At 35.6% G+C, this 15,044-nt stretch carries 13 protein-coding genes; 3 read left to right on the forward strand and 10 right to left on the reverse strand.

The features are described from left to right. Positions 1–403: 403 nt before the first annotated feature. The 7 genes from BLT04_RS10010 to BLT04_RS10040 all read right to left on the reverse strand — a co-directional run bounded on the left by BLT04_RS10010 (position 404) and on the right by BLT04_RS10040 (position 5,928). Complete coding sequence (locus tag BLT04_RS10010; protein WP_089755671.1) at positions 404–748, reverse strand: phage holin family protein; 345 nt, start codon at positions 746–748, stop codon at positions 404–406. A 68-nt stretch (positions 749–816) separates the two neighbouring features. Then, positions 817–1,239, reverse strand: coding sequence for a PaaI family thioesterase (locus BLT04_RS10015; protein WP_089755672.1), 423 nt, complete (start codon positions 1,237–1,239; stop codon positions 817–819). A gap of 141 nt (positions 1,240–1,380) precedes the next feature. Continuing rightward, complete coding sequence (locus tag BLT04_RS10020) at positions 1,381–3,501, reverse strand: type IA DNA topoisomerase (RefSeq protein WP_089755673.1); 2,121 nt, start codon at positions 3,499–3,501, stop codon at positions 1,381–1,383. A 201-nt stretch (positions 3,502–3,702) separates the two neighbouring features. Continuing rightward, complete coding sequence (locus BLT04_RS10025) at positions 3,703–4,401, reverse strand: M17 family peptidase N-terminal domain-containing protein (RefSeq protein ID WP_089755674.1); 699 nt, start codon at positions 4,399–4,401, stop codon at positions 3,703–3,705. A 25-nt stretch (positions 4,402–4,426) separates the two neighbouring features. Further along, entirely contained in the window at positions 4,427–5,302 is an 876-nt protein-coding gene (locus BLT04_RS10030) for a pirin family protein (RefSeq protein ID WP_089755675.1), read from the reverse strand. Between the two features lie 5 nt (positions 5,303–5,307). Then, the gene (locus tag BLT04_RS10035; RefSeq protein ID WP_089755676.1) at positions 5,308–5,619 is read right to left on the reverse strand and encodes a hypothetical protein; all 312 of its coding nucleotides are present in this window, start codon (positions 5,617–5,619) and stop codon (positions 5,308–5,310) included. 15 nt (positions 5,620–5,634) lie between these two features. Beyond that, positions 5,635–5,928 carry a GNAT family N-acetyltransferase gene (locus tag BLT04_RS10040; protein ID WP_089755677.1) on the reverse strand — a complete coding sequence of 98 codons (294 nt, stop codon included), beginning with the start codon at positions 5,926–5,928 and terminating at the stop codon, positions 5,635–5,637. Positions 5,929–6,325: 397 nt separating this feature from the next. Here BLT04_RS10040 and BLT04_RS10050 point away from each other — a divergent pair, with 397 nt between their 5' ends. Continuing rightward, positions 6,326–8,587, forward strand: coding sequence for a glycoside hydrolase family 3 C-terminal domain-containing protein (locus BLT04_RS10050; RefSeq protein WP_089755679.1), 2,262 nt, complete (start codon positions 6,326–6,328; stop codon positions 8,585–8,587). Between the two features lie 455 nt (positions 8,588–9,042). Here BLT04_RS10050 and BLT04_RS10060 read toward each other — a convergent pair whose 3' ends face one another. The 3 genes from BLT04_RS10060 to BLT04_RS10070 form a co-directional block, all read right to left on the reverse strand. After that, entirely contained in the window at positions 9,043–9,591 is a 549-nt protein-coding gene (locus tag BLT04_RS10060) for a DUF2652 domain-containing protein (RefSeq protein WP_089755681.1), read from the reverse strand. 221 nt (positions 9,592–9,812) lie between these two features. After that, positions 9,813–11,978: an outer membrane beta-barrel protein gene (locus BLT04_RS10065; RefSeq protein WP_089755682.1), complete on the reverse strand. Its 2,166-nt coding sequence runs from the start codon at positions 11,976–11,978 to the stop codon at positions 9,813–9,815. Positions 11,979–12,054: 76 nt separating this feature from the next. After that, positions 12,055–13,443, reverse strand: coding sequence for an MFS transporter (locus BLT04_RS10070; RefSeq protein ID WP_089755683.1), 1,389 nt, complete (start codon positions 13,441–13,443; stop codon positions 12,055–12,057). A gap of 143 nt (positions 13,444–13,586) precedes the next feature. On the opposite strand from BLT04_RS10070, the gene BLT04_RS10075 reads away from it, so the two are divergent. After that, positions 13,587–14,057: an Lrp/AsnC family transcriptional regulator gene (locus tag BLT04_RS10075; RefSeq protein ID WP_089756409.1), complete on the forward strand. Its 471-nt coding sequence runs from the start codon at positions 13,587–13,589 to the stop codon at positions 14,055–14,057. A 444-nt stretch (positions 14,058–14,501) separates the two neighbouring features. Next, entirely contained in the window at positions 14,502–14,963 is a 462-nt protein-coding gene (locus BLT04_RS10080; protein ID WP_089755684.1) for an Lrp/AsnC family transcriptional regulator, read from the forward strand. Positions 14,964–15,044 lie beyond the last annotated feature (81 nt).

Consider the following 15,044-nt stretch of genomic DNA (forward strand, 5'->3'; position numbering starts at 1 on the left):
TAACCAGAAATTGTATAAATGTTTTTCAGAGAGCCTATCAGTATGCTGGTATCTACAAAACCTTATAGATTTTAGAAAACCTATAAGATTTACACTCGCAAGCTCCTAGCCCCGATCGGAGCATTTGTCTGAGCTCATTTTCGGGGGATTTCGGCGGCGGCTTTGCCGCCGCCGAAATCCCCCGAAAATAGCGAGTGCGGAGAGCGGGAAAAAGCTTCAAATAAAAAATAAAACAGCTTTTCGATGTAATCAAATTGCTCATTAAAATAAATAAAAATAACAATTCGACGAATTCAGAAAGCTTCCAAAAAAATATAAGTAAAATAAAAAATTTAATCAAAAAAAATTCGCCAATCAAAACTGACTGACGAATTTATACATATATGAATTTAACTCTTACATTTTACTCTTTATCCGAGAACATCGAGTTGGCCAGAGAGGTGATAATGGAAAGCAGAATACTGAAAATAAGTGCCCACCAAAAGCCGTCAATAACCATGCTATCGATAAAATAATCAGCAATAAGCATAATTAAAGCATTGATTACCAAAGCAAAAAGCCCCAATGTAATAATCGTAAGCGGAAGCCCTAAAATACTGAGAACAGGCTTTACAATTAGGTTTAAAAGAGCTAAAACGATTGCAAATATAATTGCTGTTGAAAATCCTTCAAAATGCACTCCCGGTAAAATTTTTGTTAAAAGATACGCGACGATTGCAGTAATAAAAAGTCGGATAATTAAGTTCATAGTAATTGATTTTTTTAATGTTTATAGGTGTTGATGTACAAAACTTATTCCATTTATATGATTAAAGTTTATTTTATTTTCATCATCGTTACCAAAGAAGTCGCAACATGACTTTCTGACTCTCCGTTTTCATCGACTGTATAAATTTCAGTTCTGATCACGCTGATTTTTGCGCCTCCTTTTATTACGTAAGATTTTGAAATTAAAGCTTCACCAATTGCAGGTCTTAAATAATTCACCTTTAACTCAACAGTCACGACATAACAATCTTCTTCATAATGAGTTACTGCGGCGTATCCTGAAGAAACATCTACCAGAGAAGCGATCATTGCTCCATTAAACATTCCGGCTTTTCTGGTCATTAATTCCATTTTCGGGATCTTCATGGAAATAAAATCGGTGTCAACTTCCAATAATTCAGCCTTATAGAACTGTAAAGTTTCCGAACGGCTGAAACTGTCTGTGATGAGTTGTTTTTTTTGTGGAGTCATTGATTGTTATTTGAATGATAAAGATAATGAAGTTGTTTGGATACTTCGACAGGCTCAGCATGACAGTGCTACAAAATAACCGCTAAAAAAAAGCAGTTAGTATTAGAGATGTCATGCTGAGCCTGTCGAAGTATCTCTTTTCTACATTAAAATAATTTGAAAATCATTACCTAAAGATAAAATTCCTTCTGTCAAACTATCAGGATGCGTTGTAAAACCCTTTAATTTTGAAGTTTTCCCTTTTAAAATTAAATCTAAAAGCTGCTTATCAGAAATCTTTTTTCCTAAAATCTCAAAAGTAATCTTAAAGCCGCAATTTTTAAAATCAGAACACCCGACAGCGGTTTTTCCCTTTATCAGATTATGTTCTTTGCATTTCGGGCATTTAGTTTCCTCCCACGACTGAAGCTCTTTTTTTACGGCAGGCTCGCGTTTTTTCTTTTCAGCAACTTTTTCTTCTTCGTGTAAACTGATTGTTTTTCCTTTTCCGTACACTACTTTTTTGGTCAGTTCCGTTACCATTTGAATCAATTCTTCTTTAAACTGATTGGCTTCATATTCGCCGCTTTCGATTTTACGAAGCTTTAATTCCCATTCACCGGTAAGTTCCGGACTTTTCAGCAATTCATCTTCAATGGTATCAATTAACTGAATTCCGGTTTGGGTGGCGATCAGATTTTTTCTTTTCTTTTCAATATATTTTCGTTTGAAAAGTGTTTCTATGATATTGGCTCTGGTTGATGGTCTTCCGATGCCGTTATTTTTTAATAATTCTCGAAGCTCTTCGTCCTCCACCTGCTTTCCGGCAGTTTCCATGGCTCTCAGAAGGGTGGCTTCGGTGTAAGGTTTCGGCGGTGAGGTTTTCCCTTGGTGAATCATCGGATCATGCGGCCCGGTTTCTCCAACGGTGAACTCAGGAATTGTCTGCTCTTCTTCCTTATCTTTCTCTTTATCAGCAGGTTCTTCTTTGGCGTCTTTCGCATAAACCGCTCTCCATCCCGGTTCTAAAACCTGTCTTCCGCTTGTTTTAAAAGGGATGGTCCCAACCTGGCCTTCCACCAGGGTATTTGAAATTTTACATTCAGGATAAAAAACGGAGATAAAACGTTTGGCTATAAGATCATAGATCAGTTTTTCTTCTCTGCTTAAATTTTGAGAAGGCGGAACTTCAGTCGGAATGATGGCATGGTGATCCGTCACTTTTGCATCATCAAAAACCGCTTTCGATTTTGGAATCGGTGCTTCCAGTAAAGGAGCAATCAATTCCTGATAAAAATGCATTTTCCGAAGAATACCTTCAATTTTAGGATATAAGCTTTCAGATAAATAAGTGGTGTCTACACGCGGATAGGTCACATGCTTTTTCTCATAAAGACTTTGAATATACTTCAATGTGCTGTCTGCAGAATAGCCATATTTTTTGTTGGCCTCCACCTGAAGTCCGGTAAGGTCAAAAAGCCTTGGATTCTTTTCCTTTCCTTCTTTAATTTCAAAAGAAACGATCTCAAAAGGGTTTTGTTTTAAATATTCCAGGCCTTTTTCTGCGCGGTCCAATGTTTTAAGCCTGTCAATCGCGGCATTAAAAATTACGTCACGGTATTTTGTTTTGAGCTCCCAATATTCTTCGGTGGTAAAAGCATCGATTTCTTTCTGGCGCTGAACCAGCATCGCCAATGTCGGGGTCTGCACTCTTCCAATAGATAAAACGGCTTTGTTTCCGCCAAATTTTTTAGTAAAAAGTCGTGTGGCATTAATTCCCAGCAACCAATCTCCGATTGCTCTTGCATTCCCTGCAAGGTAGAGATTTTTATAATCTTCAGCAGGCTTTAAGCTCGCAAAACCTTCTTTAATAGCCTCTTCCGTAAGGGAAGAAATCCATAAACGCTGAATCGGCTTATTGCATTTTGCTTTCTGCAGAACCCAACGCTGAATCAGCTCACCTTCTTGCCCGGCATCCCCGCAATTGATTACCTCATCACATTCTGCTACCAATCTTTCAATGACTTTAAACTGATTTTCAACGCCTTTATTTGGAATTAATTTGATGCCGAAGTTATTGGGAATAATGGGAAGCAGAAACAGATTCCAGGATTTGTATTGCGGACCGTAATCGTGAGGTTCTTTGAGGGTACAAAGATGCCCGAAAGTCCATGTCACACAATAGCCGTTTCCTTCCATATAGCCCTGTTTAGGCGTAGTTGCGCCCAATACTTTGGCGATATCTCTGGCAACACTTGGTTTTTCGGCAATACAAAGTTTCATGAATATTCAGAATTATAGGAAGGGTTGCAAAAATCGGGATTTTTTTTGGATTTTGCTAATTTAGTTGAGAGTTCTTGGTTGAAAGCTGATAGCTTGAATGTTACGGAAAATCAGCATTAAACTATCAATACTTATCTGTTTTAAATTAAAAAAGCTCCCTAAAAAGAGAGCTCACTAACAATAATTATGAAACAAGATTCATTAATTCTTTTTAATTTCTTTAATTGCATCCTGAATTCCGCCGCCGGCAATTTCAAAAAAAGACGGCCCGGCCAGCAGATATACTTTTTCTAATTTCTTCGTATCAGAAAGTTTATGTTCTTTTAAATACGTTTCGAAACGGTTGGCCAACACAATACCTTTTACTACATTTCCGGCTACCAGAGCGGTCGGGGAATCAATTCCGGCATCTTTCAGATCGCTTGCAAATGCGAAGTTGGTAACACCTAATCTCATGGCTTCACGAGCGGCAACTTCAGCAACGGAAGTCATCAGTTCGGGAGTGAATTTATTGCGATCGCCTAAACCTATTAATAACAACTTTTTTGAGGACAAAGAGCCTGCAGGAGGTGTTATTAAAATCGTTTCCAAAGCATGTGCCTGAAACTGTCCCGATTCCCTGATTTTGGTTAATTCACCTTTCAAAGCATCATCTAAATGTACCAAGCCATTTAAATTTGCAGGTAAAGCCTGCGCGCTGTGGATGTCATTTTCTGTATACTCGAAAAGACAGGCCACCTGAAGCTGAGCATCCGCAGAAGATGGCCCCTGAACCAAGCCGATCATTGAAATCCCGTCTACGGAGCCCCAATTCTTTGATGTTCCGACTGATGTTGTATCCTGAGCAGCCAGCGTTAATGATAATAAGCCCGCTATAAAGGATAAAATAAAATTTTTCATAGATTTTAATTTTCAATATTAATTATTACATTGTCATCGGAACTTCCATTAATAAAATTTCGGTATTTTCTGCTGTTGCTTTAATATTCAAATCTGAAATATCCCAAACTCCAAAACCGTCTCTTTGCTCTAATTCCTGATCTTCGATTTCTGCGCTGCCTTTAATGATAAAAGCATAAACGCCGTTTCCCTTCTTCCTGATCTGATAATTGATTTCCTTATTATTTTCAAAATTTCCTAAGTGAAACCAGGCATCCTGATGAATCCAAACGCCTTCATCATCAGTATTTGGAGATAATATCTGCTGAAATTTATTTTTGCTTTTTTCTTTATCCAAGGTAATCTGGTCATATCTCGGTGTGACATTTCTTTTATTGGGATATACCCAGATTTGAAGGAATTTCACTGGCTGATCACTGTTTTTATTATATTCACTGTGCATAATTCCTGTTCCTGCACTCATCACCTGAATGTCTCCACTTTTAATCACAGCTGTATTTCCCATGCTGTCTTTATGCTCCAAATCGCCTTCCAACGGAATGCTGATAATTTCCATATTATCGTGAGGATGTGTTCCGAAACCTCTTCCTGCATCTACTTTATCATCATTTAAAACCCTTAAAACTCCGAAATGCATTCTTTCAGGATTATGATAATTGGCAAAACTAAAAGTATGATTGCTTACCAGCCAGCCATGATCTGCTTTTCCTCTTGAATCTGCTTTATGAATGACTGAATTATCTTTGATTTTCGACTCAGGATTTGGTAAATGATTATAGCCGATCGGTTCTAATGGTTCGATTTCATCAATTTCGTTTTTCATGGTGTTGCCTAATGAAGCTGATGCGACAAACATTCCTGTTCCTAGTAAACCTTTCTTTAAAAAATCTTTTCTGTCCATATCTGTTAGTTATTTAAATTAGGAAAAAGACTGTACACTTCATTTTTTAACAGCCCGCTTCCACCTCCGTAATGATCGATGACTTTAACTTCCTTGTCCAAATTTTCACAAAAAACCTTGATCTCTTTTTCAAATTGTTCATCCAAACCCGAGCTTAAAAGAACAATATCTACTTGGTTTTCCTTAATATATTGATAACAGAAATCTTCATCACTTTGAATTTCTGCGTTCCAGCCTTCATTATTTTCAATAATTCTCTTTAAGGTTTCCAGGATTTCCTGATTTTTTCCGATGACCAAAAATTTCAGATTTTTCATTTTGTCAGTTTAAAATTAATTTTCTTTTAACCAAACATCACTGTATTCATCAGGATGACGCGTGAATTGTGCATGAACATACGGACATAACGCCAAAATCTTCAGATCATTTTCCCTTGCATAAGAAACTAATTTTTCCAAAAGAATTTTCGCAAAACCTTTTCCTTCATATTCCGGATTAACCTCTGTGTGATAAACGGTTAATTTTTTTCCGACCAACGAAATATCCATTTTCCCTGCTTTTTTATCGTCTGAGAAAAGCTGAATTTCACCTTTAATATTTCCTAAAACTACTTCTGTTCTTTCCATAATTTCTGATTGTTTAATGTTTAGTGTTTAAAATTCAATGTTTTTAGTTTTTAGTTGTTAGCTTAAATTTTTGAATCTTTTATCTTTTTGTTTTTAAAATCTTTAGCTAAGGTAGAGTCTTTATCAAAATTGAATAATGATCTATGATAATTTCGTAAGTAGGTGTTATTTTTTTATTTGATTCTAAATTATTTTGATTTAAAATGATGAATATTAACCCATTTAATAAATGCTTTTTCTTTTGTCTTAATGCAAAACAAAAATTCAGGATTAGAAAAATTACATCTTGAAGTAACCAACTGGTTATTAATAACCATTTATTGAAAATCTTCATTTTCTCAATCTGAGATAATAAATATTTTTGCTATTTTTGTTACCAATCAATAAAAAGGCTTTTATGTTAAAGAAAACTGCCATTGTAAGTTTATTCACTTTTATTTCTGTTTCTTATATGGCTCAAAATACTACTCTACCCATTTATTTAGATGAATCCAAACCCGTTGAACAACGCGTTCAGGATGCGCTTTCCAGAATGACTTTGGAAGAAAAAGTGGCAATGCTTCATGCGCAGTCAAAATTTAGCTCACCGGGAGTTCCAAGATTGGGAATTCCTGAATTCTGGACCACAGACGGCCCTCACGGGGTACGTCCTGAAGTGATGTGGGACGAATGGAACCAGGCCGGATGGACCAACGATTCCATCATCGCTTATCCTGCATTAACAGCCCTTTCCGCAACATGGAACAAAAAAATGTCATGGAATTATGGTAAAGCACTTGGAGAGGAAGCCCGTTACAGAAAAAAAGACATTCTCCTGGGACCCGGAGTGAATATTTACAGAACTCCTTTGAACGGAAGAAACTTTGAGTATATGGGCGAAGATCCTTATTTAACCTCAAAAATGGTCGTTCCTTACATTAAAGGAGTGCAATCAAACGGTGTAGCAACTTCTGTGAAGCATTTTGCCTTGAATAATCAGGAAATGTTCCGTCATACAAGCAATGTAAATGTGGATGACAGAGCACTTTATGAAATTTATCTTCCGGCTTTCAAAGCGGCAGTGACAGAAGGAGATTCATGGACGATCATGGGCGCTTATGATATGTACAAAAACCAGTATGCAAGCCAGAATGAGTATCTTTTAAATAAAATTTTAAAAGGTGAATGGAAATACAAAGGCGTTGTCGTTTCCGACTGGGGTGCTGTTAATAATACCGAACAGGCCATTCACAACGGATTAGACCTTGAATTCGGAAGCTGGACAAACGGACTTTCAGCGGGAACAAAAAATGCATACGACAATTATTATTTAGCAAAACCTTATTTAGATTTAATTAAATCCGGAAAAGTAGGGACAAAAGAGCTTGATGACAAGGTTTCAAGACTTTTGAATCTCGCTTATAAAACAACAATGAACCGAAACAAACCCTTCGGAAACATCGCTTCTGAAGAGCATAAAGCTGTTGCAAAAGAAATCGGTGAAGAAGGAATTGTTTTATTGAAAAACCAGGGAAATGTACTTCCGGTTGATATCAATAAAGCTAAAAAAATTGCTGTTATCGGTGAAAATGCTATTAAAATCATGACGGTCGGCGGTGGTTCTTCTTCATTAAAAGTGAAATACGAAACCCTTCCTTTAGACGGAATCAAAGCAAGATTCGGGAAACAGTCGGATGTACAGTATGCGAGAGGTTATGTTGGAGATATTGGCGGGGAGTACAATGGTGTAAAATCCGGACAGAACTTAAAAGACGATCGTTCTGCAGCTGAATTATTAAATGAAGCTGTAGAATTAGCCAAAAAATCGGACTATGTCATTTTCATTGGCGGATTGAATAAAGCCGACTTTCAGGACAGTGAAGGAAATGACAGAAAAAGCTACGGATTGCCTTATAATCAGGATAATCTGATTGCGGCACTCTCAAAAGCTAATAAAAACCTTGCCGTAGTTTTGATTTCAGGAAATGCGGTTGCCATGCCTTGGATCAAGGAAGTTCCGACGATTGTTCAGGCTTGGTATTTGGGTTCTGAAGCCGGAAATTCTATCGCTTCTGTGCTGGCTGGTGATGCAAATCCTTCCGGGAAACTGCCTTTTACTTTCCCTGTTAAGCTTGAAGATAATGCGGCTCATCAATTGGGCGAATATCCCGGACAAAAAGACGAATTTGCTGCCGGAAAAGGAAAAGACCAAAAAAATCCGATCAATATTACCTATAACGAAGGAATTTTTGTAGGCTACCGTTGGCATGACACGAAAAAAATTAAGCCATTGTTCAGTTTTGGGCATGGTTTAAGTTATACCACTTTTGAATTCGGAAAAGCAAAAGCCGATAAAACGACGATTTCTCAAGATGATACCATCACATTCACGGTTTCTGTTAAAAATACAGGAAAAAGAGCCGGAGCTGAAGTTGCCCAATTATATATTTCTGATGTAAAATCTTCTCTTCCGCGTCCTGCAAAGGAATTGAAAGGTTTTGAAAAAATATTTTTAAATCCCGGAGAGGAAAAAGAAGTGACCTTTACGATTGATAAAACAGCTTTGAGTTATTTTGATGCTGATAAACACGATTGGGTTGCAGAACCTGGTGATTTTGAAGCGCTGATCGGTAATTCTTCGGATGCGATTAAGACGAAAGTCAAATTTACTTTGAAGTAATTTTACTTATATTATATTTCTAAAACGGATGCCTGAATTTAATTCGGGCATTTTTTTATGTAAAATTTTAAGAATTAATTACAAAAAGCCGAGAATTACAAACACACTTGTTTTAAATAAAATACAAATTACATTAATCTCGCACAACCCTGTTTGGAACCTTTGTAAGTTGTATGAGGTTACAAACAACCCTGTTTTAAATGAAATACAAATTACATTAGTCTCCCACAACCCTGTTTGGACCCTTTGTAAGTTGTATGAGATTACAAACACACCTGTTTTAAATGAAATACAAATTACATTAGTCTCCCACAACCCTGTTTGGACCCTTTGTAAGTTGTATGAGATTACAAACAACCCTGTTTTAAATGAAATACAAATTACATTAATCTCCCACAACCCTGTTTGGACCCTTTGTAAGTTGTATGAGATTACAAACAACCTGTTTCAGGGTTTTAGTTCTCAAAATATTGGATAACACCGACCTCAGAGAGATTCTGGTGGTCGCAACCGGCATTTATAGTGCTGTTTCTGCTGCTTTCCAAAAAAGAATTGCTGTACAAAATATAAGAAGGCTGCTCTGCAAAACCGTTTTTCAGCATTTGGTGAGCTTCCACAATCGTTTTTCCGTACAGTTTTCTGAAACTGCCAATATTGTACTGTGAAAATTTTCCGTAATGAACGATAAATTTTAATGATAAATCTATCGGAATACTTAATGCTTCTGTAAGCTCCTGCACTTTTCTGTTGAATGCATTCTTCATATTTCGAAGCATTTTCGAAATTTTTTCATACGACGGTTTTGGGTCGTAGCGGTAAAATAGAATGGCGTCGCCTTCGATTTCTGAGATTTTAAAGTACTGATTGTTTTCATCAATCAAAATAGAAAGCAGCTGTCTTACAATATATTCACCTGTAAAAAGTTTTGTATTGAACACAAATTCTGTAAATCCGCTGAAATCAGGAATGAGTATAATACCATCATGTAAATTAGGATTTTTCATAATTAATTTTTGAATAAAATCTTCATAGCCATAGACGTTGCAGGTTTTATTTTACTTTATGAATTGCTAATTTTTTACTATTTAATTTTTAACAGCTTTGCTTTAAAGTATAAATATGATAGTATCAAATCATACTATCATGGATACACATTGAGCCAAAACAAAAAAGCGGCTGAAATATTCAGTCGCTTTTTAAATTCATCTATTTTAAATTAAAATAATTATTTTTCTCCGCCGCCGCCGCCTTTTTCAACATCGGTTTTGGTATTTCCTTTTACTTTTTGGTTTCCGAAACGTTTTACGAAGGTGAGCGAAATGCCGTACCAGTCAGATTTCGAAGCATTTCTGAAAGTTCCCTCCGGGCTAAAAGTTGTTGCATCAAAATTAGGTCTCTGGAAAATATTCATGAGCTGTAAACTGGCTTCCATCTGTGTTTTCGGGAAAATTTTGGTCACAGAAATATTATGGAAAACGTTTGTTCTGTTGGCCAGAGAATTTCCGTTATTCTGATTAGAAAGCTCAACCCAGGCACTTACATTAATGTTTTTATTAAAAAGATTGGTGTAGGAAATATTGGTAGATCCGCCCCAATAGCTGATATAGTTTTTAGGCCCTGAACCGTCCTCTTTATTAAGTCCGTTCTTTGCATTAAAATCACTGTTGTCGATATAATACCATCCAAAGCCTAGATTTACGCTCAGCTTATTTTTAAGAAAAGTCTGATTAGTACTGGCAAAAACATAGTATTTTTCTACTTTTCCGGGGAAATTGCCGGGATAGGAAATGGTTTTATTGTTTTGATAATCATAGGTCGTCCAATAATCCTGGTCGGTGAACATATACCTTGCAGAAAGGAAATATTTCTTAAAAAGGCCTAATTTCATGACAACCCTGTCGCTGGGATTCGGTTCTAAATCCATATTTCCACGGGTATAAATGCCGTCGTTATTAGGAACAAGAAACGGATTAAATTCTGCGTACCACGGGCGCCAAATGTTACGGTTATACGTCAGGCTCAGATCATATTTATCAGAAAAAGAATATTTTAACAATAAATTAGGCAAAAAAGTTCCGTAAGAGTCTTTTCTGCTGGTTCCGGCAACATCTTCACGGACTTTAAAATCAATATGCTCGTAACGAAGTCCGATTCTGGTTTCCAGTTTTTTAAAGAAAGTTTTACTATAATTTACGTAAATCGAATTAATATTATCCTCATATCGGAAAATATCATTCGTTCTGAGATCGCTGTCAAGATGATTTCCATAGAGATTATTTGGGATAATGTTATTGTTAAAATCCATTTTCCCGCCTACTTCCAGTGTCGCTCCCGATTTTCCCAAAGGTTGGGTGTAATCCACTTTCAGATAATAATTCCGCATCTGATTATCAGAAGTAATTCCCAATTCATTCGGTATAGATTCTGTGCTGATATTTTTTACAAAAAAGCTGTTATCTTCCTGGGAATTATAATTGGTTCCGATATTAATATCTAAAATTTTATTTTTCTCTTTATCGTAATATTTATAAAAAAGATTGGTTCCTAATGTTCGGTTTAGCCCGTTTGAATTTTGATTCTGAATATAAGAATCTGTAAAAGCATCATTCATAAAATTAATTCCGCTTGCATCAGAAGAGGAAGTTGTTTTGCTCTGATAATATTCCAGAATAAAGCCTATGTTATTTTTATCATTCAGTTCAAATTCAGATGTTGAGGAAAGAGACGGGCTTCTGTTTTTATAGATGCTTTCGCTCTCTATCTGGGTAATTTTATTGTTTTCATATAACGTGTTGAAGATCGAATTCTGCTGAACATAGGTGTTGTCGCTGTAGCTTCCGATCAATGTCTGGGTAAATTTTTTCTTATGATAATTAAGATTCAGGTTGGTGTATTGGGAGTTTTTCCTGTTTTGTCTGTTGTTGAATGTTGCGCTGCCCTTTAAACCTTCATCATCTCTCTTTTTAAGAACGATATTGATAACAGATCCTGCCGTTTCATAACGAGAAGAAGGACTTGTAATTACTTCAATTTTCAACAGATTATCAGCCGGAATGGTCGCTAGATATTCTTTTAATTCCTTCCCTGTGAAAACAGATTTCCGGTCGTTGATGTACACCGTCACCGATTCACCTTCCGCTTTGATGGCATCATTGTTATCAATACTCACCAAAGGCGTCATTCTAAGGACGTCCCAGGTTGTATTTCCGGCGACAATTGAGCTGTTGGCGACGTTAAAAACCGTTCGGTCAACTTTCGATTCTACCGTCGGTTTTTTTACAATGATGCTGACAGCTTCTATTTCTTTCTGTTTCAGGGTATCTTTGTCTTGTGCCTGTGCAAAAGCAAAAGAGCTTATTAATATAGCGATTGGTGCTAGGTGTATTTTCATGGAAATCAAGTCTTATCTATTAGACAATCATTTCCGGAAATATGTTACATCATATTCTAAAAAAAAATAATATACTTTAAGAAACCGCCATTTCAGCTTTTTTTACTTTTATTTCTTTCAAAATTAAATAGATTAAAATTCCAAGAGCACAAACAGCGTAACCAATTAAAATTTCTAAACTTAAACTTCCGACTGCATTTTTTGACGGAAAAATCTGACTCATTAATGTCATAAAAGACAAGCCGATTCCAGCCCCCAAAAAATAACTTGTGGTGCTCAAACTTGAAGCAACACCGTAATGCGCAGGCTGAATATCTTTAATTCCTAAGATCGATAATCCTGTAAAACAAAACGTCATTCCAATTCCCGAAATACAGGCTGCCCCGAACAAAACGATCGTCAACGGATGACCGGTAAAAACCGAAATCAATAAAGATAAAGCGCCCGTAAACATTGATAACCAGCCTAAAATGCTCATTTGTGCAGAATTTAACCTTTTAGAAATATGGGGTAAAATAAATTTTGAAACCAATGCCGATAAAACACTGAACGGAACCAATAATAAGCCCGCCGAAGCTGCACTGTAATTCATATCTTTCTGCAAGATCAAAGAAATTAAGAATAAAAATCCTATAAAAAACGCTCCCAAAGTAAAAAATACCATATTGGAAACCATTAATGATCTGTATTTGAATAATTTTAAATCAATTAAAGGTTGCGTAACATTTTTTAAACGAAAAAAAACAATTCCCAGAAATAAAATTGATAACAAAATCGAACCTATAATTAAGAATGGCTGTTCTTTAATATGAAGTAATTCGTGCGCTCCATAGGTTAAGCTCAGTAATCCCAAAACCAGCATCAGACCTGATAAAATATCTGTTTTTTGAGACTTTTCGCTCTTCTCATCTGAAGGTAAATATTGATAGGCAAAAATTAGAGTTATCAAAAGAATCGGAACATTGATCAGGAAAACCCAATGCCAGCTTAAATACGTACTGATAATCCCGCCAATTGACAAACCGCTCCCAGAACCAATCGCCGCAAACGAACTGAAAATTCCGATAGCGCGGTTTCTTTCCTGATCTTCTCTAAAAGTATTGGTAACGATCGACATAGCGGAAGGCATGATAAAAGCCGCTCCCAATCCCTGCAAAGCACGGAAAATAGCCAACATTTCAAAATTCGTTGATAAGCCTGCACCTAAAGATGTCAGCATGAAGATCAGTCCGCCCAAAAGGAATATTTTTTTTCGCCCGATCTGGTCTGAAAGTTTTCCTCCGATGATCAAAAATCCTCCGAAAAATAATACATAAAGCGTTTGCAGCCATTGAACCGTTTCTGCACCAATCCCAAATTGTTTCTGAATAGAAGGAATCGTTAAATTAATAATGGCAATATCCAAAGCCTCTACAAAAGTTCCTACCGATGCTAAAATTAATATTAAATTTTTCCTTGCTTCCATTCTATTCAAATTTTCTGCAAAATTAAATTTAATAGAACATTTATAAAAATTATACTTTAAATTTGGAACATATTTTAAAACTACATCAATTTAAAAGAACAAATATTCTTTTAAGCAAAGTAAAAATCATAAAAACAGAACAAATGGCAGCTGAAAATTATACACCTGACGAAAAAGATCTTTCTATCCTGCGAATATTGCAGAAGGACGCAAAATTGAGTATCCGTGATATTGCAAATAAAATTAATCTCAGCCCTACCCCAACCCATGAACGGATTAAACGCATGGAAAAATTGGGAATCATTAAAGAATACACCACCGTTGTCGATCGAAAAAAGGTAAATAAAGGCATGACGGTGATTTGCATGATCGCCCTGAATGTTCACAATAAAAAAACCGCCGGGCAATTTATTGAGGAAGTCAGCAGGCTGAAAGAAGTGATTGAATTTTACAATATCAGTGGGGATTTTGATTTTATGCTGAAAATTCTGGCGGCTAATATGGATGAGTTTCATGATTTTTTTGTCAATAAATTATCTGAAATTGAAGGAATCGGACAAACGAAAAGTATTTTTGTAATGAACAGCATTAAGGAAAGTACTGAGATTGTATAGATTTAACAAAAGAATTTCTACATCAGCAGCCAACAAAAAGCAGCCATACAAAATGTACAGCTGCTTTCCCTAAGATTATTTAATAAGTAAAATTTTCTTGATGAAAATATTTTTTGCAGATCGTTTTACTTTCTACTTATAATTAAGACATTTTTAAACAACAAAAATCAAGGAAATCATTATTTTTTCTAACTAAGCTTTTAAAAAGAGATCAATCCACAGTGGGAATGATCTCAAAATAAAAATATTCCCTTTTACTTTTTATTTATTTCATATAATTCTTAAAAAATTATTTCTTGATGTTTAACTTTCATAAAAATAATTATAAAGAATAAACAAACAGCATTTTTGTTATAATTAAGCAAAATAATCTTTAAAATAAAAATTACAAAGAATATAATTCTGTATATTTGAACAAATATCACTTTAAAAGAATAATATTCTATGGAACAGCTTGACAGTAAAGATTTACAGCTCCTCAGATTGCTTCAAAAAGATGCAAAACTTACGGTTAAAGAACTTGGTAAAGAAGTTAATCTCTCTCCTTCACCGGTTTTTGAAAGAGTAAAACGGCTTGAGCAGGAAGGATATGTCAAAAAATATGCTGCTATTCTTGATGCAGAAAAGCTTAATCTTGGGTTTACGGTTTACTGCCAGTTAAAATTAAAAAGTAATGACAGTTATTTGGCGATAGAATTCGAAAGGGAAATTCTTGAAATTGAAGAAGTTGCAGAATGCTACAGTATTTCGGGTGATTTTGATTTTCTTCTAAAAGTACATGTCCGGGATATGAAACAGTATCAGAATTTTGTATTCAATATATTAGGTTCCGTAAAATCAATCGGAAGCACGCACAGCACATTTGTAATGGCTCAGGTGAAAAATATACATGGTTTAACAATATAATTGCAAAATATTTACAAAAAAAAATCAGAAGAAAAATCTTCTGATTTTAGCAGGCAATAGCAGCCTTCTTTTCTCTGTAAT

This window comes from Chryseobacterium soldanellicola, from assembly GCF_900100115.1.
GTDB lineage: Bacteria > Bacteroidota > Bacteroidia > Flavobacteriales > Weeksellaceae > Chryseobacterium > Chryseobacterium soldanellicola.

What these genes read in the sequence shown, in the direction of transcription:
- BLT04_RS10010 (WP_089755671.1), bottom strand. Translation starts at nt 748, where the DNA reads ATGAACTTAATTATCCGACTTTTTATTACTGCAATCGTCGCGTATCTT.
- BLT04_RS10015 (WP_089755672.1), bottom strand. Translation starts at nt 1,239, where the DNA reads ATGACTCCACAAAAAAAACAACTCATCACAGACAGTTTCAGCCGTTCG.
- BLT04_RS10020 (WP_089755673.1), bottom strand. Translation starts at nt 3,501, where the DNA reads ATGAAACTTTGTATTGCCGAAAAACCAAGTGTTGCCAGAGATATCGCC.
- BLT04_RS10025 (WP_089755674.1), bottom strand. Translation starts at nt 4,401, where the DNA reads ATGAAAAATTTTATTTTATCCTTTATAGCGGGCTTATTATCATTAACG.
- BLT04_RS10030 (WP_089755675.1), bottom strand. Translation starts at nt 5,302, where the DNA reads ATGGACAGAAAAGATTTTTTAAAGAAAGGTTTACTAGGAACAGGAATG.
- BLT04_RS10035 (WP_089755676.1), bottom strand. Translation starts at nt 5,619, where the DNA reads ATGAAAAATCTGAAATTTTTGGTCATCGGAAAAAATCAGGAAATCCTG.
- BLT04_RS10040 (WP_089755677.1), bottom strand. Translation starts at nt 5,928, where the DNA reads ATGGAAAGAACAGAAGTAGTTTTAGGAAATATTAAAGGTGAAATTCAG.
- BLT04_RS10050 (WP_089755679.1), top strand. Translation starts at nt 6,326, where the DNA reads ATGTTAAAGAAAACTGCCATTGTAAGTTTATTCACTTTTATTTCTGTT.
- BLT04_RS10060 (WP_089755681.1), bottom strand. Translation starts at nt 9,591, where the DNA reads ATGAAAAATCCTAATTTACATGATGGTATTATACTCATTCCTGATTTC.
- BLT04_RS10065 (WP_089755682.1), bottom strand. Translation starts at nt 11,978, where the DNA reads ATGAAAATACACCTAGCACCAATCGCTATATTAATAAGCTCTTTTGCT.
- BLT04_RS10070 (WP_089755683.1), bottom strand. Translation starts at nt 13,443, where the DNA reads ATGGAAGCAAGGAAAAATTTAATATTAATTTTAGCATCGGTAGGAACT.
- BLT04_RS10075 (WP_089756409.1), top strand. Translation starts at nt 13,587, where the DNA reads ATGGCAGCTGAAAATTATACACCTGACGAAAAAGATCTTTCTATCCTG.
- BLT04_RS10080 (WP_089755684.1), top strand. Translation starts at nt 14,502, where the DNA reads ATGGAACAGCTTGACAGTAAAGATTTACAGCTCCTCAGATTGCTTCAA.